This window comes from Geomonas ferrireducens (assembly GCF_004917065.1).
Classification (GTDB): domain Bacteria; phylum Desulfobacterota; class Desulfuromonadia; order Geobacterales; family Geobacteraceae; genus Geomonas; species Geomonas ferrireducens.
This window is the reverse complement of the sequence record NZ_SSYA01000001.1, coordinates 1,791,910-1,814,997: the sequence shown is the minus strand read 5'-3', so window position 1 is coordinate 1,814,997 and position 23,088 is coordinate 1,791,910. Positions and strand designations below refer to the sequence as shown.

Genomic DNA, 23,088 nt, shown 5'->3' with positions numbered 1-23,088 from the left:
ATCAAGTTGATTTCGTCGCCCTACCCTCTCCTTCCAATGCTTTCCCCCGAGGCTGCACAGTCACACCACCACGATGATGACCTTCCCGAACACTGCATTTTTTTGCAGGTTAAACCAACTTTTATTCTTGTTATCGCGACTTCAAGCATGATTTTCCCAAAATCACGCGTGTGAACGCGACTTCAAGCATGATTCTGCAAAAATCAAGCATGAGATCGCGTTCTCAAGCTTGATTTTGAGGCTCGCAAGCTCGTTTTTGGACGTTTTGCACATTTTTCAGACCAGAACCGTGCCAACAGCCCTTAAAGCTGCCTTGATTTCCTCTTTTTCATGCTTGTTGAAGCAACGTTTACGCTTGTTTCCCCGATTTCATGCATGATTTTCAGAAAATCACGCTTGAGATTGCGACATCAAGCATGATTTTGCCAATAACAAGCGTGAAGTCGCGTTCTCAAGCTTGAAATCGCGTTCTCAAGCGTGAAGGCGGCCTGCTCCTCGGTGCCAAGGACGCAACCCATATCGGGTTCCGCGAAAAACAAGTTCACAGAGATGAGAGAAGAAGACGGGGAATGAAAAACACAATTCCAATCTTGAACCGACATAGACAGCCAGACTTTCTCTTAGAGACTTTCATGCTATAGTTTGTGCGTCAAACACACTCATCCTGCCGCCAGCAAGGCTCACATGCGCATTCTCTTAGCCATCGACGATACTGACAACGCCCACAGCAGGGGAACTGGAGAACTAGCGGCTCTGATCGCGGACGCCGTGCTGACGAACCGCTGGGGGAAACCCGGCTTCGTCACCCGCCACCAGTTGCTCGTTCACCCGGACATCCCATACACCTCCCACAACAGCGCCATGTGCTTTCCCGCCGAGATACCTGAGGGGTCTCTGGATCAGGTCGTGCGGTTTGCCTGCGACTTCCTGGAGCGGGAATGCGCCGAAGGTTCCGATCCCGGGCTCTGCGTCGCCGTACCGGACCGCATCGGGTCCACGGCCGACCTCATCGCCTTCGGGCGGCAGGCGAAGCTCCAAGTCCTCGACAAGGAGCAGGCGTTGAATCTCGCGCGGAGGCTCGGCATCCACCTCTCCGAGCACGGGGGGACCGGCCACGGCATCATCGGCGCCCTCGCGGGAGTCGGACTCAGGCTGTGGGGAAACGACGGGCGCATGCGGGGGAGTCTCGCAGGCGTCCTTCCCGGGCAAAGGCTGCGGGTGCGCGAGCTACTCGACCAGCCCGACGTGGATGCTGTGCAGACCGCGGACGGCTCCGCCCCGGATGAAGAGGAGTCTGTATTGATCGGAGACAAGCCCAAAACGGTCATGCGCGACGGGCTCTCAGTGCTGCTGGTCTGCGCCGCCGTGGACGACGGCGGAACACCGGCCTGGCATACCCTGCCAAGAAAGCTTCTGCGTGATTACTGAACGATGGATGGGACTGGCTCCGCAGTGCCTGTCCCCTTCACCGATGTGTTGTTATGCCCAATTCCTAGGAGGTCGTTGCATGAATTCCAGACATGAAATTGAATCGCACCTGAAGGGGGAGACCCTGGTACGCAAGGGTCTGAAGCACAGGCACGCGGGAGGCACGTTGCGGCTCGTGCCCGAGTTGAACGTAGTGAAGATCGGGGGGCACGGCATCATCGACTACGGAAGCCAAGTGGTCCTGCCGCTTCTCGAGGAGATCGGCGAGCTCTCCAGGGAAAACCAGATCATGGTGGTCACCGGCGGCGGGGTGCGGGTGCGCCACATCCTCGACATCGGCATCGACCTCGGCATGCCTACCGGGGTGCTCGCGGAACTGGCCGGTAAGATCAGCGAGCAGAACGCCGAGATCGTCACCCTGCTTCTCTCCAAGTGGGGCGGCAGCCGGGTGAAGACGGGAGATCTCCTCGACCTTCCCACCATGCTCCACCTGAAGCTACTCCCGGTGATCCACGGCACGCCGCCGTATGGCCTTTACGAACACCCGCCGGAGACCGGGCTCATCCCTCCGCACCGGACCGACACCGGGGCTCTCCTCATGGCGGAGGTGTTGGGGGCCAAGAGCTGCATCCTCGTGAAGAACGTGGACGGGCTCTTCACCGAGGACCCGAGGATCAATCCCGATGCCGAACTGATCGAGGACATCACCGTGGATGAGTTGATAAAGCTCGACATGGAGGACCTGGTCCTGGAAAGAAAGATGCTTTACCTTATGCGCGACATGACCAACGTGAAGGAGATACGCATCGTGAACGGCCACAAGCGCGGCACGGTCGGGATGGCGATCAGGAAGGAGAAGGTTGGCACGGTGATCCGGGTGTAAGAAAATCACCTGACGTGACTGGCAGTTATCCGGGTCAATCTGTATAATGAAAGTGTACCCCCTCCACCAGGGAGGAATAAAAGGAAAGGAGGCACCCTTTCATGGCAGGAAAGATCTTTTATCGTCACAGGACCAAGATGCAGGATGGAGCCCACCAGCCGCGCCACGTACTGGTGGCGGTAGCCGACCTCGATCTCAAGGTGTACGGCCAGCACATGCGTATGTGCGAGCTTAAGTGCATCGCAGAGGCGCTGGGGGCTGAGTTGGTCGAGTTGCCCCGCGGGCCGAAGCACCAGGGTGAAGAGGACGAAGACTAGCGGTTCGGGAACGGATCGCCGACGCAGTAAAGAACGGGGGCTGGCAACAGCCCCTGTTTTGTTTATATGGCCACATGATGCGACGTCTCCTCATACTGTTTGCAGGCTTTTTGCCTATCGGTTACAATGCAATAAGTAGCAACCAATAAAGCCGACCCAAAAGGAGGACGATATGAAACGTCGAATTGCTGCTGCAGTGGTCGTTGTCATGGCATCCATGTGGGCTCTGGCTGGCTGTCACACCGTGAAGGGCGTCGGTGAAGACATGCAAAGCGGAGGAAAGGCAATAGAGAATTCATCGGGGCGGTGAGTGGAGCCGTACCCGATAAAGGTATCCAACTGGGAAAAGGGGCAGATCCGGGCGACCGACGGACTGCCCTTTTCTGTGGTCACGCAACGGCAAATCCCCCCTGTCCCCCCTTCGCAAAGGGGGGAACGTCGCGGCTCATGCAGCGCTTCGTGGGCGGCTGCGCTCCGCGTTCCCTCTAATTCCCGGATCAACCCGCGCCAATGGGGAGGGGCGTCTGGTCTCATCTTCGGTAGAGGGAGTGGGAGCTATGGCGTCGCTTCAACGGAAAGTCCCGTCGTGAGCGGTTCGGGCCGAGCGGTTCGGCGCAGGGTATGGTATTCGGCGGGGGTATTGACGTTGCGAAAGCAGGTGAAGCACGGGTCAAACGCGGCAACCCAGGCGGGAGAGAGGCGAAGCACCTGCACCCGCGGAAAGAAGGAGACCAAACGGCAGTGGCTCTCATTGAGCGCGGCCTCGATGTGCGGCAGACAGGCCGTCGAGTAGGTTGCGTGCAGCGGCTCCACCCCCTTGTCTCCTTCCGGAATCACGACGTCGGCGCGGTGGCGCAGGGCGACCTGCTCGCGGATCAGGGCGAGGTTCAAGGAGGGCATGTCGCAGGCGACGGCGAATATGTACGGGGTGCGGCTTCCGGCAAGGGCGGCATGGAGCCCGGCAAGAGCACCGGCGCCGGGATAGCGGTCGGTTACCACCCGCCCCCCGACGAAGCCGTAGGTCGCCGGATCGTTCGCCGCGATGATGATCTCGCCGAAAAGCGATGCGAGCTGACGGTAGATGATCTCGATGAGAAGTCCGTCGCGATACGGCAGCAGTGCCTTGTTGCTTCCCATACGACTGGAGAGTCCGCCCGCCAGGATGACGCCGGTCACGTCGGGAAAGGGGATATGCCCCGCAAGCGCCTTGCTTCTCACAGGGCTACCCCACGGCACGGCCTGCAGTACCCTTTGTGCTGCGCCAGGAAGTCGAGGTCCAGGGTGGCAAGGTCCTCGACCACGAGCAAGTCGGTGGAGGTCGGGGTGAAGGAGGCGATCACCTTTAGGTAACTGCGGCAGACGTCGCAGACCTCCACGCGGCGGTGGTCGCTTCCGTCGACGTAGAGATACCTGAGGGTCGCATGGTCCTCGTTGCCGCAGTGATGACACTGCAGCCGCGGGTGGTGCCAGTCGGCGCCGCACTCGGTGCAGCGCAGGTGCTTCACCTGGTCGTCGTCCTGCAGCTCCGCGAAGGTGGCGGCAGCGCCGCAGACGTAGCACTCGCCGCGCTGCCACACCCCGATCTCCACGAGGGGAGCCCGGCTGCGCACTTCGTGCAGGAAGGGCCTCAGAGCGTGGTGCGCCACAGTCCAGGGTAGCTCCCAATCCGCAGTTCCCCTGGCAACCCGGGCGCTGAACCCTGCAAGATCGCCCGACGCCGCCAGTGCAAGCAACTCAGCAGGGTCAATCTCTCCCGCGTCGATGCCGCCAAGCAGCTCCCGGGCTGAACGGCGCAGCGCCGCCAGAGACGCCGCCTCACTTTCGCTCCACACCTCGGCAGGCCGTCCCCAACGACGCCAGATGCTCCGCCGCACCGCAGGCGGTTCCAGTTCCCCGACGGCACGCAGCATGGCAAGCAGCACCGCCGCCCCGCCGTCTAAGTCCACCTCGATGTCGGCGGCGGCAAGCAGCGGTGTCCCACCTTTCAGCACTTGGCCCAGTTTGATTCCGTCGAACGGCGCGACGGCACCGGCCACCTCCGCCTTCTGCCACGCGGGAAGCAACGCCTCGTACAGTCGGGCCGTGACCCGTAGTTCCGGCGACTTCGTCGCTATCTCTTCCAGGCGCCGCAGCACTTGGTCGGCGTTTCGTTCCGCAGTCATGCCCCCTCCGTACTCACAACTGTCCCGCCTGCAGCAGGCTGATCCTCAAAAGGAGCCCTCCCGCCAGGATGCACAGGTAATGCGCCAGCACCGGTGCGTCCCCGAAGGGATGCCGGCGGAAGCGGTACTTGAACCACAGAGGCGCCACGATGCCGAGCGCCACGGTACCCAACCAGAACATGGCCACGAAGGGGAGCGTCATCAGCGGAAGCGCGGTGCGACCGGCAAGAATCAGGAGCAGCGCGATGAGCACGAGCTCGGAGACCATGACGACGCGGTCGAACGCCTCCAGTCTTTCCACCTCGCCGCCGGAGTTGCGCCTGCGCCAGATGAGGTAGAGCGAAATGGCGGCGGCCCCGGTCGAAGCGCCGGAGACGATGAAGAGTGCCCCCATGAAGGGTGAGGTGGCAGCCCAGAAGGGGCTCGCGGTGACGTTCAGGAGAACGCCGGTGTACCCCGCGATGAAAAAACCGGCCAGGGAGCCGAAGACGGCGTAGAGGCGCCTCGGGATGCGGTTGTAGTACCTGGAGAAGAGGGGGAAGGAGATCACCCGGTCTGCCACCAGGTTGTCCAGAAAGGAGAGCAGGGTGCAGACGCTGAAGATCAGCAGGACCCAGGACCCCACCGACATGGGGGAGATGAGGTTCAGGTACGGGTATCCCCCCTGGTTGTAGATGAACAGGTGCCAGAAGCGCTCCGGCCGTCCCAGGTCCGCGATGAGCGGGATGGGGACGAGGATGAGGAGCGGGAAGGCGATGTAGCAGGCGGCGCGGCTCACCTCGCGCTCCCTGCCGCTGCCGAACAGCTCCTCCATGGCGCCGATGAAGTAGGCACCGGCCGAGGTGCCTGCCACGAAGAAGTAGACCGCGATGTAGTACCAGGCCCATTCCGGGGGCTGAATGATCTCAGGACTCATGGTTTTCCTCCTCGTCTCTGCCGTTCAGCCTTTCCCTGAAGCTCACCAGGGCGGCCGCCCCCACGCCGAGCGCGGTGAGGATGGTCACCAGGGAACAAAGCACCAGGCGGCGCTGCGGCACCACCGGGTCTTCCGGCTGCCCGTAGACCTTCGGGCGGTCCGCGAAGAGGTAGAAGACATTGAGTCCGTCCGCCTCCTCGTAACCGTAAATGCGCGCCTGCTCCCCTTTCCCCTTCAACTGGGCCAGGCGCGCGTCGGCCCTCTTTTTCAGGTCGGCGAGTTCGCCGAACCGGATCGACCCGGTAGGGCACGCCTTGGCGCATGCGGTGCCGAGGCCGTTGTGGATGCGGTCGTTGCACAGGGTGCACTTGTGCGCCGTCCCGGTCTCCTCGCTGAATGAGATGACCCCGTATGGGCAGGAAGGGATGCAGAACTTGCAACCGATGCAGGTTTCCTGCTGCACCACCACGTTGCCGAGGTCGGTGCGTACGATCGCCTTCGTGGGGCAGGCGTTAAGGCAACCGGCATCGCTGCAGTGCTTGCAGGAGTCGCTCGAGAAAAGCCAGCGCTTCTCACGGCGCGACTCGTCGATCTGCTCGATGAACCGGACGTGGCGCCAGTCGGTGGCGCTCAGGGTCCCAGTGTTGTCGTAAGAATCGCCGGTGAAGTTGTCGGCGACGGGGTAGGGAACCCCGGGCCTCTTCCCGAAGTGCGCCGGCTCTGCGGAGAGGCCGTTCCACTGCTTGCAGGCCACCTGGCACGCCTTGCACCCGGTGCAGATGGTCGTGTCGACGAACATGCCCTTTGCCATCAGCTCCGCCCTCCTTTCCTGCCCGCCCTGATGTCGCAGGTGAACACCTTACCCTCGTGGATGGAGACGTTGGGGTCCCCAACCATGGCGCTCAGGTCGTTGGCGACGTCCCCTTTCGCGTTCCCCTGCCACCCCCAGTGCCAGGGGAGGCCGATCTCGTGCACCTTCTTCCCGTCGATGACGAAGGGCTTGATGCGCCGGGTCACCAGGGCGCGCGCCTCGATCTCGCCGCGCGCGGTGACGATGGTCACGTAACCCGCGTTCTTGATCCCCTTCTCGGCGGCAAGCTCAGGAGAGACCTCGCAGAAGAGTTCCGGCATCAGTTCGGCGAGCCAGGGGAGCCAGCGGCTCATGGTGCCGCTTAGGTGGTGTTCGGTCACCCGGTAGGTGGAGACGACGATCGGGTACTTGGGATCGGCGACGCCGTGGTAGACGTTGCCGTCGGTGCGCCAGACCTTCGCCACCGGGTTTGACTGCTGCCGGTAGACCCGGTTCGCCACCGGTGATTCGTACGGCTCGTAGTGGGCGGGAAGCGGGCCGTCCACAAGCCCTGCCGGCGCGAAGAGCCAGGCCTTGCCGTCGGCGCGCATGATGAACGCGTCGTTGCCGCTCAGCCAGTCGAAGCCAAGCGCGGCGTCCTTCCCGACCATGGCGGGAGCCTTGGTCGGCTGGAAGTCGATCCCCTCGCCGGAGGGGGCGACCCACTTGCCGCGCACCGGGTTTCCGGCCGGATCCTTGGTGCCGCTGTCGGCGTCCGGGTCCCACAGGACGAGCTTCTTGGCCTCGGACCACGGACGTCCCTGGCTGTCCGCCGAGGCGCGGTTGTACATGATGTGCCGGTTCGCCGGCCAGGCGAAGCCCCAGTTGGGGGAGATCCACTCGTCGGGCTTTCGGCGCGCCGCGTTGTTCTTCCCCTCCTCCGGGACGACGCCGGTGTAGATCCAGGCGCCGCAGATCGTGGTACCGTCCTCCTTCAGATTCGCGAAGGTGGCGAGGGGCTTGCCGTCGGCTACCGTGTAGCCGTTGATCTCCTTCAGCACCCGGTAGGCCGAGGGCTCGTCCTTGATGCGCCAGGGAGCGACCTCCTTCGCATCAGGCTCGTAATCCCAGGCGAGATTTTTGATGCCCCAGTCGAGGGTGTTCGCCGAGTCGCGGTACATCGCCTGGAGCCTCTTGCCGAGGTGATAGGTGAACCAGCTGTCGCTGCGCGCGTCCCCGGGGGGATCGGCGGCCTTGTCGTGCTGCTGCAACAACCGCTGCGTGTTCGTGAAGGACCCCTCCATCTCGGCAACGGCGGCGGCCGGGAGGAAGAAGACCTCGGTCTTTATGTCGGCTGACTTCAGCTCACCGGAGAGGATCTCCGGGGAGTTGCGCCAGAAGGAGGCGGTTTCGGTTTCGAAGTAGTCCCGCACCACCATCCAGTCGAGCTTCGCCAGGGCCTTGCGCTGCAGGCGGGCGTTCTGCCCCCCCACCGCCGGGTTTTGCCCCATGACGAAGAACCCCTTTATCTTGCCGGCACCCATGTCGAGCATCATCGGCATATGGGAATGGTCGCCGGTGATCTTGGGGTGGTAGTCGTAGCCGTAGTCGTTTTCCGCGGTGGCCGCGGCGCCGAACTGGGCCTTGAAGTAGGAGACTGCGAACTTCGGGTAATTCCCCCAGTAGCTCGTGGCGACCGGCCCCGCCTCGGTCAGGATGAAGTCCTTGAGGGAGTCGTGCTTCTTGCGGCCGTCCGGCATGTTGAGGTATGCGGGTAGCGAGTGGTACAGGGTGGCGATGTCCGTTGACCCCTGGATGGTGGCGTGACCGCGCAGCGCGAGCACCCCTCCCCCCGGCCGGCCGATGTTGCCTAAAAGCGCCTGCAGCATGCCCGCCGCGCGGATGATCTGCACCCCGACGGTGTGCTGGGTCCACCCCACGGCGTAGGTGATGTTGGCGGTCCTGTCACGCCCGGAGTTCTCAAGCATGGTCTGCGCCACCTTGGTGAACTGCTCGGCGCTGCAGCCGCAGACCTTTTCCACCAGGGCGGGGGTGTAGCGTGCGTAGTGCCTTTTGATGATCTGCAGCACGCAGTGCGGGTCCTGCATGGTGGGGTCCGTTTTGGGGCGCCCGGGGAGTTGCTGCAGCAAAAGGTCGCTGAAGGGTCCCAAGCCCCCCTTTCCCTTGCCGGGGGCGGGGTTTCGCTGATAGGACCAGGTCGCGTTGGCATAGGATTTACCGTCCGGGGCGAGACCGGAGAAGACGCCGTCCAGTTCCTCGGTCCCCTTGAAGTCCGGGTTGACCAGGGTGGCGGCGTTGGTGTAGTTCACCACGAACTCACGGTAAAAGGGATCCTCATTCCAGCGCCTGCTGTTGATCACGTAGTTTATGATGGCGCCCAGGAAGACGATGTCGCTCCCGGCGCGGATCGGGACATGGACATCGCAGGCGGCCGAGGTGCGGGTGAAGCGGGGATCGACGTGCATGAGCACGGCCCCATGGTCGGTCTTCGCCTTGAGCGGCCAGCGGAAGGCGACGGGGTGGCACTCCGCCATGTTCGAGCCCATGATGAGGACGGCGTTGGAGCGCTCCAGGTCGCGCGGGAAGGTGGTGGAGCCGCCGCGGCCGAACGTGGTCCCCAGACCGGGGACCGTCGAGGAGTGTCAAATGCGGGCCTGGTTTTCCAGGTAAACGACCCCGAGCGCGTGCATGAGCTTTTGGTGCAGATAGTTCCACTCGTTGTCCATGGTGGCGCCGCCCAGGGAGGCGATGGCGTAGGTGTTCATCACCCGCTTCCGGATGGTCCCCCCCTTGCCGTCGGGCATGTCCTGGAACTCATTGAAATTCGCGTCGCGGGTTTTCTTCGTCAGCTCCGCGATCCGGCTCATCGCCCAGTCGAGTGGCTTCTCCTCCCAACGGTCGCTCCCCGGAGCGCGGTATTTCACCGTGTTCCAGCGCTGTTCGTTCTTTACGAGCTGGAGCGTCGCGGCGCCTTTGGGACAGAGGGTCCCCTGGTTGATCGGGGAGTCGGGGTTGCCCTGGATGTCGACGATGACGCCGGCATCGTCCACGGTGACGATCTGGCCGCAGCCGACCGCGCAGTAGGGACAGATGCTGGGTATCTGCCTGCCGCTTTTTATCGGCACCTTGCCCGCTTTTGCCGCGGCAGCGGCCGTATCGACGTTCAAGATTCCGAGTTCCGCGGCGACACCGCCGCCAACGATGCCGGAAGTGACCTTCAGGAACTTGCGCCGGCTGATTCCCATATAGCGACCTCCTGTTCTCTTACAGCGATCCATTTTTGGCTTAAACCGTGCCAATAACTGTACAAGCTCGTAGGAGATTTTCCAGCCACTGTCATAAATTTACTCATAGTAATTTTGTGACAGGGAGGTGGGTGGCAAAAGGGGGAGCCTAAGGCTCGGGCAGCGCTTTGCAGCTACAACAAGAAAGCCCCCGGGATCGGGGGCTTTCGGTGCGGCGCTTGGGTTACGGGTACACGAAGGGGGAGAGGTTTCAGGGGAAGGTTTTCTGCACGAACACCATCTGCGCCGGCATCGGTGCCGGGAAACCAGCTTCCGCCAGGCTCTCCCGTATCACCTTGTTGCCGTCGAAGTAGACCTGCCAGTAGTGATCGTTGTGGCAGAACGGACGCACCGCCAGCACCGGCCCTGCCGCGACGAACTCGAGGATCTCCACCTGCACCGACGGCTCGGCAAGAACGTTGGGGACCCCGGCAATCTTCTCCCTTAACAGTTGCATCGCCGCCACGTGGTCCGCACCGCCGGCCAACTGGCACTTGAGCTCGACTCGGCGAAAGGCGTTGGCGGAAAAGTTCTGGATGGTGTCCCCGAAGATCTTGCTGTTGCCGACCATGGCCAGTACGTTTTCGGGGGTGTCTATGGTGGTGATGAAAAGGCCGATCTCCTTGACCGTTCCGGTCACGCCGCCTGCACTTATGAAGTCTCCCACCTTGAACGGGTGCAGCACGATGAGGAAGATACCGGCCGCCAGGTTGGAAAGAAGTCCTCCCCATGCGGCGCCTATCGCGATGCCGATGCCTGCCACGAGGGCGGCGAAGGTCGTGGTCTGGATGCCGCAGTAACCGAGGATGGCGACGACGAGGATTATGTTCAGGGTGACAGAGAGGAAATTGCCGATGTAGCGCATGAGGGTGGGATCGACTTTCTGCCTCTCGAGCACACCATGCAGCATGCGGCCAACCAACCCGATGAGCCAGCGTCCCACCAACCAGAAAAGAATCACCGCCAGGAGCTTGGTTCCGTACTCCGTTGCATAAGCGACCGCGAGCTTGTTGAACTCCGCCATGTTGTCCATGCTTTCCCTCCCGGTTAAGACTGGTTGCACAACGTTGAGTTAACCTCTCTGTCATCTCGGCATTTCACAACTTTACATCTATTCTTACATAGTGCCAGCTAGGACACTCATAGATGATGTAGGGGGACTGTCATAGAGGGATTTGAGGCATTTTGAGACGGCAAATCCCCGCCTTCGCCAAGGAGTCCCAACTGTCGGATCAAGGCAAATCCCCCCTGTCCCCCCTTCGCAAAGGGGGGGACGTAGGGCCTCATGCAGTGCTTTGTGGAGAACAGCACCCGACTTCCGAGGAATTTCCGAAAGACCCCACGAAAAAGGGGCGCCGCTTTTGCGGCGCCCCTTGGCGCTTTACTTCGTGGTCACCGGTCCAGCTTCTTGACCACCTCTCCCATTCGGTCACCGGCTTTTCCCAGCTCGATGCCGACCCGCTCGACCGCCCGGTCGACATCCCTGCCGGCTCGCTCCGCGGGCCCTTCCTTGCGACAGCCGCAGATGCCGGCAAGGCTGCCGAACACCACTACTGCAACGATACCTTTGCTCATGTTCACCCTCCGGCATCTCCTTCAGCGAACGGGAAGCGCCGCCCGCCGTCAGCTTCAGGACTTGTTGTGCCCCTTGCCGTGTCCGCCGCCATGGCCGTTACCACCACCATGTCCCTTCCCACCGCCGTTGCCGTGGTCGCTCCCCCCAACCTCGCCGCGATCTCCGCCGCGACCGGCGTTACGTCCGGTGAAGTGCAGGTCCCCGTTCTTGAGGGCGTGGAATTCGGCGGAACCGGGCTTTATCCCCAGGTCCTTGGCAATGGCTCCCCATCCCTTCTTCCGGTTGGGCTGGTACACGGCAAGGACGGACTCGGGCGGGCGGTGTGACATCTGACCGAGTTGCAGGACCATGAAAGCGTCGGCAGGTTCGTGAACGGTCCGGAGCACCGCCTGGACCTGGGTCACCGGGACGCCGAACTGGGTGCTGAGCCCGACGGAAAAGCCGGGCATGTCGGCCCGGGCCTGTACGTTCACGTTGGAGAGGAAGACTTCGAGTCCCCCGGCAAAGGCGGCAGCGGGGACAAGAAGGGCCACTACCGCGAGTATCGACAAGATGCGTTTCATAAAATGCCTCCGTTTTGATTTCTGGTCAGGATAATCTCCCGCCGGGAGAGGGAACCGGCGGAAGATCATCGGTGCTGCAAGTGACGCGGCTCAATCAGTTGAAGAAATAACGTACGCCGACGGTCCCGGAAAAGCTCGAGGGATCGAAATCGCCGGTGTGGATCCCCTGGTAGGTGATGTCGGTATCGGGGGCGAACACGAACTTCGCCTCCGCGTTGAGGGCCAGGTTCTTGGTTACGAAGTAGTCGAGTCCACCTTTCAGGTGGGCGCCGAGGGCGGTGTCGACGTCGAGGGAGGCCCCGTCGTAGGGATCGTAGTCGGCTACCAGGATGTCCAGCCCGGCACCGAGGTAGGGAACACCCCTACCGGGGACCCTGAAGCGGTACTGTGCACCTAGGGAGATATCGGTGACGTTGAAATCGCCGGTGTCCGATTCGAAGCTTGAGTGGGTGACGTCGAACTCCATCGCCCAGTTGTTGTCGATGCCGTAGATGAGCCCGACACCGCCTACGAAACCGGCGTCGGTCTTGTTGTTCCCCCAGCCGAATTCGGCTTCGTTGTCCGCTGGAATCTGGAAACCGACCCTGCCGGTGACGCCTACCCGTCCCTTGATGCTTTCCGCCATGGCGGTTCCCGATGCGAGCGCTATGATCGCCGCAAGGACTCCGCAAACTATGATCTGCTTCACTTTCATCTGTTTTCCTTCCTCCTTCGTTGTTTCCGTAATTCGCGGCTTTAAAAGCCGCGTTTCCCCCTTCGCCAAGGCTACGGGGGACAAGCCCCTAACGGCCTTCGCCAAGGCTGCGGGGGACAAGCCCCAAGCGGCCTTCGTCAAGGCTACGGGGGGCAAGCTCCCCCTTCGCAAAGGTGGGAAAGTCTGGGCTCGTGCTGTGCTTCGCGGGGAGGGTACGCCACGTTCCCGGTATTGGGCGCACCCAGGGGTCCCCGGAAGTCCTGGTCAGACGAGCTTTCTCTTCCTGATCCTTTCCGAAAAGATCTTGTCGATCTTCACCCTGTAATAAAAGTTGTGCGACGACATCGCCATGCGGTTATCCAGCAGGAAGTTGTAGTAGGAGCTCTCCTCTTCCAGTTCGAATGTGATCCGGTACTGCTGGATCAGCGTGTCCGAACTGCTGAGCCTATCTACCTTGCAATCTGGGAATTCTTCGCACACGATCTGGAGCTCTTCGGGCCCCAGGATCAGTACATCGGTAAGCTTCATCGCATCCTCCCGCCGCTTCTGACGCCGGCGAGTCTCGCCTTCATCCTTTCCGCAAAAACCTGATCGTTCTTCATCCTGAAATAGAACCTGTTCGACGTCATCGCGATGCAGTTGTCCTGGAGGAAATCGAAGTACCGCTCCTCATCCTCGCTTTTGAGGGTGACCCGATACCGCTGGAGCATTGCATCCCCCCTCGTCAGTCGTGTGATCTCGCAGGCCGGAAAGGCCCTCGACAATATGGTCGGTTCGCCCAGGCCGATTATCAGGGTGTCGATGATTACGCCCATCTGGTGATCCTCCATGTCGTTTTATTCATCTGCTGCCATTTCAGTCCTTTGAGCCTTCTCAGCGCGCCGGGAGGAAGTCTATCGGGTACAGGATGGTCGTCTTCGGTACCCCGTCTTTGGGGCCAAAGTTGAACTTCCTGACCCGGTCCACGATCTGCTCGCAGAACTCGTTTGCGTTGATGTTGGTCGAGTCCACGGAGCAGGCGGAGACCGCGCCGTTTGGTTCGATGGCGATCTTCAGCACCATCTTGCCGCGCAGGGTGGGGTCCTTGCGCAACTGGGTGTTGTAGATGCGGTAGAGCGCCGCCTTGTAGCGGTCGAAGAGGATCTGGATCTCCTCGTCGGTGCGGGAAGCGCGTGCGTTCGAGCTGAGCGGCCTTCCTTCTTTGGCCCCTCCCGCCCCGGCGATGCCGCTTTGCACTTTAGAGAAGCCCGCGTTGCCGCGCCCGAGCCTACCCTCCTTGCCGCCGCCGACACCCCGGCCGACTGCGGCGCCGCCGATCCCGCCGCTGCCGCCGTTACCGACGTTGCGACTCACGGCACCGTACCCGCCGCCTCCCGCGCCGGCCTGCATCGCCACCAGCGAGCGGCTGGCGACGGCCTGTCCGGCGGCGTTCGCGTTGCTGAGGCGCGCCTCGGCGCCGAGTTTGGGGACCGGCGTCTCGTCGATCAGGTCCTTGAAGCTGTCCTTGAAGGCAAGCACCCCGGTGTTGCGGGAACGCGTAGGTGCCGCGGCCTGTTCCGACGACGCCTGGGCCGGATGTTCCTGTGCGCGCTCCTGCTGCGCCACGGCCTGCTTTTTCTCCGTCTTCTCGGTGGCGTTTTCCTTCTTCGCCTGCTCCTTCTCCTCTTTCTTCTCTTCCCGCGCCTTCTTCGGCGGGACCGGCTTCGGGATCTCCTTGCGCACCATCATCGCAAGCCTATCCGGCACCTCGGCAATGACCGGATGCACCGGCGGCGGGAGGGTCACCAGCCTGGTGATGATGAAAAGCAGAAGACTCAGGAGCATGGCGGTGGACATGGTGCGGCGGTAGCGTCGCTCCACCTCGGGCTCGTTGCTCCAAGGCATCACCGGGACGTGCTCCGGCACGCAAAGTTCCCGCTCGACGAGGAATTCCTCCTCGCGCCGCTCTTCACGCGCATGCGCGTCGTGGATCGCTTCGTAGAGCGACTCAAGATCATCGTGGCGCCGGTCCAGCTGCGCCTTGAGCCCCGCCCTTTTCTCGAGGGACCCGCGGATCTCCTCGTCGAACCTGTCGACGCTCTCCCTGATCTTCGTAAGGCGCGCCTCCGGGTCGCCGACCTCCGGCATTGCCCCCCAGAAGAGACCGCCGACCTCGAGCTGGGCGAGCCGGTCGAGGGCGTTGCACGCGTCCCTCAAGGCATCGAAGCGGAGCTGGTCCGTGGAGAACATGTCGAGCTCCGACTGCGCCACGCTCATCTGCATATCGAGGTCGTTGATGGCCGTCTTGACCTCTTTGACCCTGGCGTTAAGCGGCGCCAGCTCCTGTTCCAGTAACGATGTATTCACAGTGCACCCGCTAGGCATGCGAGGCCTTCTGGATGACGGCGAGAGAGATCCTGCCGTAGCCGGAAGCCGTGCAGCTCGTCATTATTTTTTTAAGCACCTTGAACGGTATGTTCTTGTCCGCGAGAAGGGTGACCTCCCTCGACTCGCTCTCCGCAACCGTTCCTCCGCTTGCGGCGATCCGGTTCTGGATCTCGTTCAGCCGGTCCGTCACTTCGCGCACCGTGGCTACCTGGTCGTCGTAGAGCTCGGCGGTCCTCGCCACCGGCTGCCCCTGTACCACGATCGCCTCCGGGGTGACCGAAACCACCACGGTCCCCCTAGGCTTCGTCTCGACGACGGAGTTCGGGAGGGTGAGGCGCTGTTCGGGCATGTCGCCGTTGAACGAGTGGAAAAGGAGGAAGAACACCAGGACCGAAAGTACGTCCAGCATCGGTATGAGGTTCAGATATGCCTGACGGCGATGGTTGTTGCGCTCCAGCCGCTTCATGCGCCTGCTCTGTCTCATGGTGCGTCTCCTATCGATATCTTCGGGAAGAGGGTCACCCTCGCCCCCAGCGTGCTCCCCGGCGTCTTGACCACGGCGCTGCGCACCACGTCCATCACCTGGACCAGGTAGTCGTATTCGACCTTTGGCTCCATGAGGACGGTGGCGTCCTCCTTGTCCGGGTACTGGGCCTTGATGCCGCGCATCACCTCGGAGAGCTTCTCAAGATCGTACTTGTCCCCCTTTTTCGGGATGACGGCCTCCACCGACTTGCCATTGGCGATCTCGAGCCCCGCCTTGCGGACTATCACCTCGATGGCGAAGTTCGGCTTGCCGGCGGCGGCCGCTCCCGCCCCGGTCGGGACGCTCAGTTCCATGATGGTGATACTCGTGAAGACCGCGGTGATGAGCAGAAAGACGACGAGAACGGTGAACACGTCCATCATAGGGGTGAGGTTCAGAACCTCCATGATGTCCATGTCCAGTTCTTCCTTCTGCCTTCTTTTACGTCTTGCCATAACCGGCTCCTGTCAGTTTTCTCGTGTTCGGGATCTCAGTACGCGCGCTTGGCGAAGGTGGAGATGCTGTTCAGCGCCTTCACCGAAACCATCTCCAGGCTCCCGACGATCTGCCCTGTGGTCGAGGTGAGGCGGGCGTGGATCAAAAGAAGCGGAATGGCGGACATGAGGCCGAAGGCGGTGCAGTTCATCGCCTCGGAGATGCTCGCGGCAAGGAGCGCAGCCTTCTCGGCCGGGCTCGCCGTTGCGACCGCGGTGAAGGCCGCGATGAGGCCCATGATGGTGCCCAGAAGTCCGAAGAGGGTGGCGATGTTCGAGAGAAGCGCGAGGTACGGGGTGCGCTTCTCCAACTGCGGGATGATCTCCATGAGGCTCTCCTCCATGGCGATCTCGATGTCCTCACGCCTTCTCACCGCACCCTGGCGCGCAAGCCCCATGGAGAGCATCTGCGCGATGGTTGAGCCGTCCTCGTTGACCATGTCGCGCGCCCGGTCGAAATCCCCCGCCGCCAGCACCGGCTGCAGTTGATCCCAGGTCTGGCTGTTGTCCTTCTTGACCCGGGTCAGATGGAGCCAGCGCTCCACCGAAATGGCGATCCCTGCCGCCAGCACCATGAGAATCGGGAACATGAAGAACCCACCCATCTGGAAAAACCTTACGATTGTGTGCATCACTTGCCTCCTTGCCTGTAGACCTTAAGGTCGATTGATCCGCTATCGCGGTATTTGATTAACTTACGGCGTGCCGGAACCCGCCGGGACGTCCGACTTGCCGGTGCTCACCTCATAGAAGGCGACCTCGCGACGAAAGACCTCCCGGTCCACCGCCGCCGGACGCTCGTTCAGGGTCCTCGTGAGGCTAGTCTCCGCCCCGAGCTCCGAGACCTTCCACGGCACGATGAAGAGGGACATGGGCGCCTCCTTGTTCCCGAGTACCGACATCCCCGAGACCATCTTCGGCTCGGCGTCGCCCGGGTCGGCGGGCTTCGCCGCCGCCACGTTCGCGTTCGGATCGTCGGGCGCCGCCGGTTTATCGTCCTGTGCTAGAACGATGGCGACGGGAAAAAGGACCAGAAAGATGAAGAAAACCAGTTTGGGCCACATGCGCTCCTCCTTGTGACGGCGATGCCTCAGGCAAAACGTGATCTGCCGGTAACGGTGGTGCCTCCATGCCTGAGAAGGGGTTCCCGCCTCCTGCATGGAAAGCCGCTCCCTTCTTTCTTCCGGAACGGCAATGTCGGTGTAGTCGAACTTCATGGCTACTGCCCTGCCTCCTTGTGCATCGCGAGATGGCCGGTACGCCCCTGCAGGTCGGCGATCCAGAGTTTCACCTGCTTGTCCTCGGGCATCGCCTTGCTGTAGGCCTCGTAATGGGCCTGCGCGCAGGAGAGATCCTTCAGGTACAGGTCGCAGAGAATGGCAAGGTTGCGCTCCAGCGGGTGATACTCGGGGAACAGGGCGAGCGATTTTTCGTAGACCTCGCGGGCTTCGGCGAAGCGCCCGGCCTTGCGCAGCTGGAGGGCATACTCGTTGCTCACCGCCGGATGGCCGGGAACGGCCTTGAGCGCCGCCTTCAGATGTGCCTCTGCCAGTTCGGGCTTTTTCAAGGCAGCGTACGCCTTGGCCGCGTTGATGCGCGGGGCGGTGAGCGAGGGGGCCGCGGCGATCACCTTTTCAAAGAGCTCCGTGCTTTTCTGGTATTCCCCATCCTTTAGCAGGGCGGTCCCCTTCTCGAAATCGCGGCGCGCATCGGAGCCGACCTGGGCGGGCTCGCTGATGACGAAGCCGGTTTTCTCACCGGAGAGGTGCGTGACCGACGGGGTCGTCGGTGCGGCCGCCGGGGCGGGGGAAGCGGCCGCGGCGACGGGCTTCTCAACTCCCGCGTTCTTCACTCCCCCTCCCGTCGCGCAACCGGCAAGGGCCAGAAGGGCTGCGGCCAGAACGAACCGACCGGTGTTGCTCGCTACGCGTGAACACGTTTCAGGCTGTCGCTTCATTTCTTCTCTCCTTTCGCACGGCGTTTCGCTTTTTTACCCTTGGAGGTACTGGTCGTTTTCTTTTTGGTCGGAGCGGGTGCCGCCTCCGGCGCCGGTTTCTCCTCAGGAGCAGGTGCCTTGGCCGCCGCGTCTGCCTCGGCCGGAGCGCCTTCTACCTTCTCCGACTTTTCCGCCTGTGGCGCGGGGGTCCCTTCGCCCGGCTGCGCCACGGCATCGCTTACAACCGGGGGAGGAGCCGGGGCGGGCGGCGCCGCCACCGGGGTCGCTATCTCGTAGCCGAAGCTGTCCAGCGAGGCGACGATGTCGGTCGCGGCCTCCGGCTTGTCGTAGCGCGCGGGGAGGAGCTTCGCGAGCCGCCCGAGGCTCTTGTCGACCCAGTCGTTGTAGATGCCGACGGAGATGAGCTCCATGTTCTTCTCGTGCACCGAGATCGCCTTTTCCTCGAAGGGGAAGGCCTGCTCTTCCAGGGCCATTTCGTACTCCTGCAGCTCCTGGGGGTTCAGGTCGCCCGGGCGCTCCGAGCCGGTGAGCGACTTGCTGAACTCGCCGTAGATTTCGGCGAGGTAGAAGGTGGCGGCGGCGGTTACCTCGCCCACCTCGTACTCGGGGAGCTTGCCGAAGGACTGCATGGCGACCTTCATGAGCTCCTTTTTCCGGCGCAGCTTCTCCTCGAACGGCTGCACCAGCTTGACCTCGGCGAAGCGCTCGTAGTCCCCTTCGGCGAACACCAGGGCGCCCTTGCCCGCGAGGTAGCGGGTGCGCGGGGTGCGCTTGTCCCCGGCGGCGGCGTCGATGGCGATGATCTCCTTCAGCTCGTTCAGATAGGCGGCACGGTCCTCGTCCTTCACGAAGGTGCAGATCTTGTCGCGCATCTCGAGGTTCACCTCCACCGGCTCGGGGAAGTAACCGACGTAGCGGCGGTACACGGCGAGGGCCTGCTTTTTGTTGCCGCTTTGCTGGTGCAGCTCGGCCGCCAGCATGAGGGCTTCGCGCCTCACCTCCTCGTCCTTGAACTCGCTCTCCACCCGCTCGTACTCGCCGGCGGCCTCGGACAGGCGGCCGTCCTCGCGGTAGACGAAGGCAAGCTTCCTCGTTACTTCGGGCTGCAGCTCGTGGCCGGGGAAGAGTTCGCGGAAGGAGGCAAGCACGGCGGTCGCTTCCTTCCACGCCTTGAGCTGGATGAGCGCGACGGAAGCGTCGTACTCGGCGTTCACCCGGATCTTCGAGCCTGCGGCGACCCGGCCGACGCGCAGGAAGTGATCGGCGGCGGCGCGGTAGTTGGCCGCGGCGTTCGCCTCCTCCCCCTGCTTGTAGATCGAGGCGGCCAGGTTGTCGGTGAACCCGGTGCGGCTTGCGTCCCCTTCCGGGATGAGGGCCAACACCTGCGCGTATCCCGCTTCCGCCTCCGGGTAGCGCTTCAACTCGTAGCAGGAGTGCCCGACCACGATCCAGGCCGACTTGAGCACCTCCTTGTCGGCGGCGGGAAAGGTCGCGATCAGCTTGCGCGCCACGGTTAGCCCCTGTTCGTAATCCTTCAGCTCGTAGAGGTCGTCGGCCGCCGCTCCCATGACGACCGCCGCCTTCTCGTGTTCAGGGAAGGTCTCGGCGAACTTGAGCGAGCTTCTAACCGCCTCGCGCTTCACCGGGTCCTTCTCCTCCGCCTTTGCCTCGCGCAACTGTTCGCGGTAGGCGAATACGGCGGCGTAGCCTGCGGCGGAGGACTTCTCGTAACGCGGGTATTCGTAGGCGGTCCGCTCGTACTCTTTCGCCGCCCGCGCAAAGGAGCGGTTCTCCATGAGGAGGTCGGCCATCTGGTAGTTGATGCTCGCCGACTCCGCCTCTTTCGGGAAGGAATCCAGGAAGTCGCCGTACCACTGCAGCGCCTCCTTGAAGTTCTCCTCCTTCTCCTTCACGTGCTCCGGCGCCTGGTACAGGGCGTGGTAGTGGTGGGCTAGGTCGGTCAAGTTGGTCTTCAGGAAACCGAGCACCTCGGGACGGGAGGCGGGTTCGAAGTGCTTCCAGTACTCGGACTTGAGCCCGTAGTTCCTGGCGAACTCCTTCTTCGCCTCGATGACGAGGGTCGGGAAGCCGCCGGCTATGTGGATCTCGATCACGCGCATGCTGAACTGCGGGGAGGCGCGGTGGAACGGGTTGCGGGTCACGAAGGCGTTGTAGGCCGCCGCGGCGTCGCTGTAGCGGCGCTTCTCGTAGTAGAACTCGCCCAAGTTCGAGTAGACGCGGTCCTCGTAGCCGCGCTTGCCGTTCTTCTCGAAGTACTCGACGGCCGAGGCGGCGCCGTGCAGGTAGGAGAAGCTCTGGCTGATGACCCGGAAGGTGTCGTCCACCCGCTTTCTCTCCAGGTCGTCACCGGTGGCGGCGAAGTCGTACCCGGCCGCCACCTTGTGGTCCAGGAGTGCGATGAAGCGGTCGAGCCCTTCCTCGTAGAGTTCCTGCTTGTAGAAGGTCCAGCCCAGTTTGTAGAGGGCGAGCTCGTAGAAGGAGGTCTCAGGGCCGGCTTCGACGAGCCCCTTGTACACCCCTTCCGCCTCGATGTACTGGCGGTGCGTGAAGAAGTACTCGGCGCGGCGGAACTGGACCTCGTTCATGTAGCGCGATCCAGGATAATCCTTGACCATGCGCTGCATGACCGCCATCGCCTCCTCGGTCTCGCCCAGTTCCTCGTAGGCGCGCGACATCTGGTAGAGCACCTGGTCGTTACCCTGGTAGTGCGGGTACTTGTCCAGGAGCTTGCGGTAAAGGGCGATCGCCTCGCGTGCCCCGGCCCGCTCCTCTCCGTCATGTCCCTCTTTCGCCTTCAGGGTCCTCTTCTCGAAATCGGCATCGGACTCGCCCGGCGCGCGGCTCGGGACAGCCGCGGCGGCAGACGAGGCGACCTCGGCGCGCTCCGGAGCGGGAAGCACCGCCTCGCCCCCCGGCACACGGGGGGTGGCGGCGACATAGCCGTATTCCTTTTCGATCTTCAGGTCGGCCAGGCGACGGATCGCGGCCGGGGTGAGCGACGACTCCGGCGTCTCGTCGAGGAAGTGCTGGTACCCTTCCATCGCCTTCTCGAGGCCGCCTTCGATCGGCACTTCCTTGATCTCGACCTTCACGTCTTTAAGCTGCGCGATGGTCTCCCTGCCGCCGCCGGACTGGCACGCGGCGAGGAGCGCGAAAAGCGCCATGAGCAGGAATCGGGTCCGTTTCATTCTCCCACCTTCTTCTGTGCCTGGGCCTTGTTGGCCCGGTCGTAGCTGTCCGCGATGGCGAAGCGCGCGGTGACCTGGAAACCTTCGAGGCGCGTCCGGCGCTTCGACAGCTCATCCACCGCCATGGCCTCGAGTACCTTTCCCTGGCGCGGCATGAGGGCCGCCACCTTTTCCCGTGCCGTCGCGATCTCGGCGCGGCGGGCGCGGATCGCCTCGTCGTAACCCTGGTAGCTCTGCGTCGCCGCCTGTCTCGTGCGGACGAAGGAGTCGTATTCCTCTTTCATGCGCCGCATCTCCTCGTTCAGGCGATCGAGATCGTCGAAGGTGTTGGTGAGGCGCTGGTGGTAGCCGGTGGCGATGTTCCAGGCGATGACACCTTTGAGGCGGGCGATGCGCCGGGCAATTTCCTCCTCACCGGGGGCGCCGGCGGTGATCGATTTCTCCAGGCGCGCGAGTTCCTCCTTGGCGAGGCGCTCGTCCGCGGTGGCGAGGTGCTCGGGGCGCGGCGAGGTCAGCATGGCGTGGAGCCTTTTGCCGATGCGGTCGCGCTGCTCGCTGCGCAGACGTATCTGGGAGTCAAGCTCCTTGAAGGAGGCGTCGACCCCGGGGAGCAGCGGCTCGTAGTAGGCGCGACGCAGCCCGATCATCTCCTCGAAGGCGTTCAGGTCCCCCTCCCAGGTGGCGAGCTTCTGCGCGAGATCCCTGAGGTCGAGGTAGTTTTTCAGCGCCTCCTGAAAGTCGTGCGAGGCCATCAGGTCCATAAGGTAGTAGGTCTCGGGCGCCTTGGGGAGGTTGCGAAGCTTCACCACCCACTCGGCGTCCTGCTTCAGTTCCTCTTGTTCCAGCGCCTTCAGAAGCCTCCCCTCCTTCACCGACGCGATGGAGCCGGAAAGCTTCTCGATCTCCTTGCCGAAGGACTCCAGGGCGCTGCCGTACAGGAGTGCGGCTTTGCCGTAGGCCTTGAGCTTGCCGTAGGCAAAGGGAAGCGCGAGCATCGCCTCCTGCACCGCGGGGTCGGTCACCTCGCGCCCGGCGAGGATGCTCCAGGGAACGAGGGCGCGTTCGAAGCTCCCCTGGTTCGCGTCGGCCCAGCCGGAACCGAGCAGGGCCCGGTTCGAGAAGGGGCCGGAGAGGCGCACACGGTCGAGGGCGAGCTTCGCCTGGTCTGCCGCGTTGTCGTCCAGAAGCCGGTACCCTAAAACGAGGTTCGCCTTGTCCCTGATGGCCATGATCTCGGCTGCGGTTCCCGGCATCTGCCCGGTGCGCTCCAGGTATGCGCGTCCGTCCTGCACTTTGCCCTGCTGCATGAGCGACACCCCCAGGTTGTAGCCGGCGAATCCTTCCACACCCTTCTCGTCCCGGATCTCCTTCAGCACGACTGAGGCCTCCTCGAAGCGGCCGAGGGCCATGAGGAGCTGCGCGCGCAGGAACTCGACGTCGACGCTGAGCGTCCCGGGGAGCTTCCCGCTGATGCGCTCCAGGGCCTTGAGGGCCTCCTGGGGCTGGTCTTTGCGGAAGTAAAGCCGCGCGAGCCGGTAGATCGCGGCGTTGCGCTGCGGCTCGTCGACCTTCCCGTCGATCACCGCCTTGATGGAGCGCCCGGCGCGCAGGTGCATGCGGTAACCGAGCTCGAAGTCGCCGACGTTGAACTCAGCCTGGCCCACGTACGGGTAGAGCGGGTCGAGGACGGGCTCGTCGAGTCGACGGTGCTGGCCGAGCTCCGTGTCGAGCCGCGCCACCGCCTCGAACCACTCCCCCTGGTAGGCGTGGTAGAGCGCCTCGCCGAAGTAGACGTCCGTCGGGGAGGAGGCTGCGGGACCGCCCCCGCCGGATCTCTCGGCGGCCGGGGCCTGCGTCGCCATCAAGAGGCAGAGCAGTATGAGAAGGGGCCTTAGCATGGC

The 23,088-nt window shown here is 63.0% G+C and carries 23 protein-coding genes; 4 read left to right on the top strand and 19 right to left on the bottom strand.

Annotated features, from left to right (window positions below):
- The first annotated feature begins 684 nt into the window (after positions 1–684).
- The 4 genes from E8L22_RS07890 to E8L22_RS07875 all read left to right on the top strand — a co-directional run bounded on the left by E8L22_RS07890 (position 685) and on the right by E8L22_RS07875 (position 2,938).
- Complete coding sequence (locus tag E8L22_RS07890) at positions 685–1,428, top strand: hypothetical protein (protein ID WP_136524622.1); 744 nt, start codon at positions 685–687, stop codon at positions 1,426–1,428.
- Positions 1,429–1,507: 79 nt separating this feature from the next.
- Positions 1,508–2,311, top strand: coding sequence for an amino acid kinase family protein (locus tag E8L22_RS07885; protein ID WP_135869395.1), 804 nt, complete (start codon positions 1,508–1,510; stop codon positions 2,309–2,311).
- Between the two features lie 101 nt (positions 2,312–2,412).
- On the top strand, positions 2,413–2,628 hold the full coding sequence (locus tag E8L22_RS07880) for a hypothetical protein (protein WP_136524621.1): 216 nt from the start codon (positions 2,413–2,415) through the stop codon (positions 2,626–2,628).
- A 172-nt stretch (positions 2,629–2,800) separates the two neighbouring features.
- A complete protein-coding gene (locus E8L22_RS07875; protein ID WP_136524620.1) occupies positions 2,801–2,938 on the top strand; it encodes an entericidin A/B family lipoprotein in 138 nt (45 codons plus the stop codon).
- A gap of 245 nt (positions 2,939–3,183) precedes the next feature.
- Here the strand turns inward: E8L22_RS07875 and mobA are convergent, their stop codons facing one another.
- The 19 genes from mobA to E8L22_RS07775 all read right to left on the bottom strand — a co-directional run bounded on the left by mobA (position 3,184) and on the right by E8L22_RS07775 (position 23,085).
- Positions 3,184–3,846 (bottom strand): molybdenum cofactor guanylyltransferase, encoded by a 663-nt coding sequence (gene mobA, locus E8L22_RS07865; protein ID WP_246044577.1) that lies wholly within the window; start codon positions 3,844–3,846, stop codon positions 3,184–3,186.
- Positions 3,843–4,790, bottom strand: a complete 948-nt coding sequence (locus E8L22_RS07860) for a formate dehydrogenase accessory protein FdhE (protein WP_136524619.1) — start codon at positions 4,788–4,790, stop codon at positions 3,843–3,845. Before E8L22_RS07860 ends, mobA begins: the two co-directional genes overlap by 4 nt.
- Positions 4,791–4,803: 13 nt before the next feature.
- A complete protein-coding gene (gene nrfD, locus E8L22_RS07855) occupies positions 4,804–5,706 on the bottom strand; it encodes an NrfD/PsrC family molybdoenzyme membrane anchor subunit (RefSeq protein WP_136524618.1) in 903 nt (300 codons plus the stop codon).
- Positions 5,696–6,517 carry a 4Fe-4S dicluster domain-containing protein gene (locus tag E8L22_RS07850; protein ID WP_136524617.1) on the bottom strand — a complete coding sequence of 274 codons (822 nt, stop codon included), beginning with the start codon at positions 6,515–6,517 and terminating at the stop codon, positions 5,696–5,698. Before E8L22_RS07850 ends, nrfD begins: the two co-directional genes overlap by 11 nt.
- Complete coding sequence (gene fdnG / locus E8L22_RS07845; RefSeq protein WP_136524616.1) at positions 6,517–9,762, bottom strand: formate dehydrogenase-N subunit alpha; 3,246 nt, start codon at positions 9,760–9,762, stop codon at positions 6,517–6,519. Before fdnG ends, E8L22_RS07850 begins: the two co-directional genes overlap by 1 nt.
- A gap of 250 nt (positions 9,763–10,012) precedes the next feature.
- Positions 10,013–10,834 carry a mechanosensitive ion channel family protein gene (locus E8L22_RS07840; RefSeq protein WP_136524615.1) on the bottom strand — a complete coding sequence of 274 codons (822 nt, stop codon included), beginning with the start codon at positions 10,832–10,834 and terminating at the stop codon, positions 10,013–10,015.
- Positions 10,835–11,193: 359 nt separating this feature from the next.
- Positions 11,194–11,376: a hypothetical protein gene (locus E8L22_RS07835; RefSeq protein ID WP_136524614.1), complete on the bottom strand. Its 183-nt coding sequence runs from the start codon at positions 11,374–11,376 to the stop codon at positions 11,194–11,196.
- Positions 11,377–11,430: 54 nt separating this feature from the next.
- Positions 11,431–11,940: a hypothetical protein gene (locus E8L22_RS07830; RefSeq protein ID WP_136524613.1), complete on the bottom strand. Its 510-nt coding sequence runs from the start codon at positions 11,938–11,940 to the stop codon at positions 11,431–11,433.
- Positions 11,941–12,034: 94 nt separating this feature from the next.
- Positions 12,035–12,628 carry a porin family protein gene (locus E8L22_RS07825; protein ID WP_136524848.1) on the bottom strand — a complete coding sequence of 198 codons (594 nt, stop codon included), beginning with the start codon at positions 12,626–12,628 and terminating at the stop codon, positions 12,035–12,037.
- 270 nt (positions 12,629–12,898) lie between these two features.
- Positions 12,899–13,162, bottom strand: a complete 264-nt coding sequence (locus E8L22_RS07820) for a hypothetical protein (protein ID WP_136524612.1) — start codon at positions 13,160–13,162, stop codon at positions 12,899–12,901.
- On the bottom strand, positions 13,159–13,449 hold the full coding sequence (locus E8L22_RS07815; RefSeq protein ID WP_136524611.1) for a hypothetical protein: 291 nt from the start codon (positions 13,447–13,449) through the stop codon (positions 13,159–13,161). The genes E8L22_RS07820 and E8L22_RS07815 overlap by 4 nt, the downstream gene beginning before the upstream one ends.
- Before the next feature lie 58 nt (positions 13,450–13,507).
- Complete coding sequence (locus E8L22_RS07810) at positions 13,508–14,980, bottom strand: AgmX/PglI C-terminal domain-containing protein (RefSeq protein ID WP_246044575.1); 1,473 nt, start codon at positions 14,978–14,980, stop codon at positions 13,508–13,510.
- Positions 14,981–14,990: 10 nt separating this feature from the next.
- Positions 14,991–15,485: an ExbD/TolR family protein gene (locus E8L22_RS07805; protein WP_136524609.1), complete on the bottom strand. Its 495-nt coding sequence runs from the start codon at positions 15,483–15,485 to the stop codon at positions 14,991–14,993.
- On the bottom strand, positions 15,482–15,982 hold the full coding sequence (locus E8L22_RS07800) for an ExbD/TolR family protein (protein WP_135869379.1): 501 nt from the start codon (positions 15,980–15,982) through the stop codon (positions 15,482–15,484). Before E8L22_RS07800 ends, E8L22_RS07805 begins: the two co-directional genes overlap by 4 nt.
- A gap of 35 nt (positions 15,983–16,017) precedes the next feature.
- Complete coding sequence (locus tag E8L22_RS07795; protein ID WP_136524608.1) at positions 16,018–16,653, bottom strand: MotA/TolQ/ExbB proton channel family protein; 636 nt, start codon at positions 16,651–16,653, stop codon at positions 16,018–16,020.
- Between the two features lie 63 nt (positions 16,654–16,716).
- Positions 16,717–17,238: a hypothetical protein gene (locus E8L22_RS07790; protein WP_246044574.1), complete on the bottom strand. Its 522-nt coding sequence runs from the start codon at positions 17,236–17,238 to the stop codon at positions 16,717–16,719.
- A gap of 2 nt (positions 17,239–17,240) precedes the next feature.
- Positions 17,241–17,978 (bottom strand): tetratricopeptide repeat protein, encoded by a 738-nt coding sequence (locus E8L22_RS07785; protein WP_136524607.1) that lies wholly within the window; start codon positions 17,976–17,978, stop codon positions 17,241–17,243.
- Positions 17,975–21,187 carry a tetratricopeptide repeat protein gene (locus E8L22_RS07780; protein WP_136524606.1) on the bottom strand — a complete coding sequence of 1,071 codons (3,213 nt, stop codon included), beginning with the start codon at positions 21,185–21,187 and terminating at the stop codon, positions 17,975–17,977. Before E8L22_RS07780 ends, E8L22_RS07785 begins: the two co-directional genes overlap by 4 nt.
- Positions 21,184–23,085, bottom strand: coding sequence for a tetratricopeptide repeat protein (locus E8L22_RS07775; RefSeq protein WP_136524605.1), 1,902 nt, complete (start codon positions 23,083–23,085; stop codon positions 21,184–21,186). Before E8L22_RS07775 ends, E8L22_RS07780 begins: the two co-directional genes overlap by 4 nt.
- Positions 23,086–23,088: the final 3 nt, after the last annotated feature.

Coding starts and splice junctions, on each gene's coding strand:
- E8L22_RS07890 (WP_136524622.1), top strand. CDS start 685: ATGCGCATTCTCTTAGCCATCGACGATACTGACAACGCCCACAGCAGG.
- E8L22_RS07885 (WP_135869395.1), top strand. CDS start 1,508: ATGAATTCCAGACATGAAATTGAATCGCACCTGAAGGGGGAGACCCTG.
- E8L22_RS07880 (WP_136524621.1), top strand. CDS start 2,413: ATGGCAGGAAAGATCTTTTATCGTCACAGGACCAAGATGCAGGATGGA.
- E8L22_RS07875 (WP_136524620.1), top strand. CDS start 2,801: ATGAAACGTCGAATTGCTGCTGCAGTGGTCGTTGTCATGGCATCCATG.
- E8L22_RS07860 (WP_136524619.1), bottom strand. CDS start 4,790: ATGACTGCGGAACGAAACGCCGACCAAGTGCTGCGGCGCCTGGAAGAG.
- nrfD (WP_136524618.1), bottom strand. CDS start 5,706: ATGAGTCCTGAGATCATTCAGCCCCCGGAATGGGCCTGGTACTACATC.
- E8L22_RS07850 (WP_136524617.1), bottom strand. CDS start 6,517: ATGGCAAAGGGCATGTTCGTCGACACGACCATCTGCACCGGGTGCAAG.
- E8L22_RS07840 (WP_136524615.1), bottom strand. CDS start 10,834: ATGGACAACATGGCGGAGTTCAACAAGCTCGCGGTCGCTTATGCAACG.
- E8L22_RS07835 (WP_136524614.1), bottom strand. CDS start 11,376: ATGAGCAAAGGTATCGTTGCAGTAGTGGTGTTCGGCAGCCTTGCCGGC.
- E8L22_RS07830 (WP_136524613.1), bottom strand. CDS start 11,940: ATGAAACGCATCTTGTCGATACTCGCGGTAGTGGCCCTTCTTGTCCCC.
- E8L22_RS07820 (WP_136524612.1), bottom strand. CDS start 13,162: ATGAAGCTTACCGATGTACTGATCCTGGGGCCCGAAGAGCTCCAGATC.
- E8L22_RS07815 (WP_136524611.1), bottom strand. CDS start 13,449: ATGGGCGTAATCATCGACACCCTGATAATCGGCCTGGGCGAACCGACC.
- E8L22_RS07805 (WP_136524609.1), bottom strand. CDS start 15,485: ATGAGACAGAGCAGGCGCATGAAGCGGCTGGAGCGCAACAACCATCGC.
- E8L22_RS07800 (WP_135869379.1), bottom strand. CDS start 15,982: ATGGCAAGACGTAAAAGAAGGCAGAAGGAAGAACTGGACATGGACATC.
- E8L22_RS07795 (WP_136524608.1), bottom strand. CDS start 16,653: ATGCACACAATCGTAAGGTTTTTCCAGATGGGTGGGTTCTTCATGTTC.
- E8L22_RS07790 (WP_246044574.1), bottom strand. CDS start 17,238: ATGAAGTTCGACTACACCGACATTGCCGTTCCGGAAGAAAGAAGGGAG.
- E8L22_RS07785 (WP_136524607.1), bottom strand. CDS start 17,978: ATGAAGCGACAGCCTGAAACGTGTTCACGCGTAGCGAGCAACACCGGT.
- E8L22_RS07780 (WP_136524606.1), bottom strand. CDS start 21,187: ATGAAACGGACCCGATTCCTGCTCATGGCGCTTTTCGCGCTCCTCGCC.
- E8L22_RS07775 (WP_136524605.1), bottom strand. CDS start 23,085: ATGCTAAGGCCCCTTCTCATACTGCTCTGCCTCTTGATGGCGACGCAG.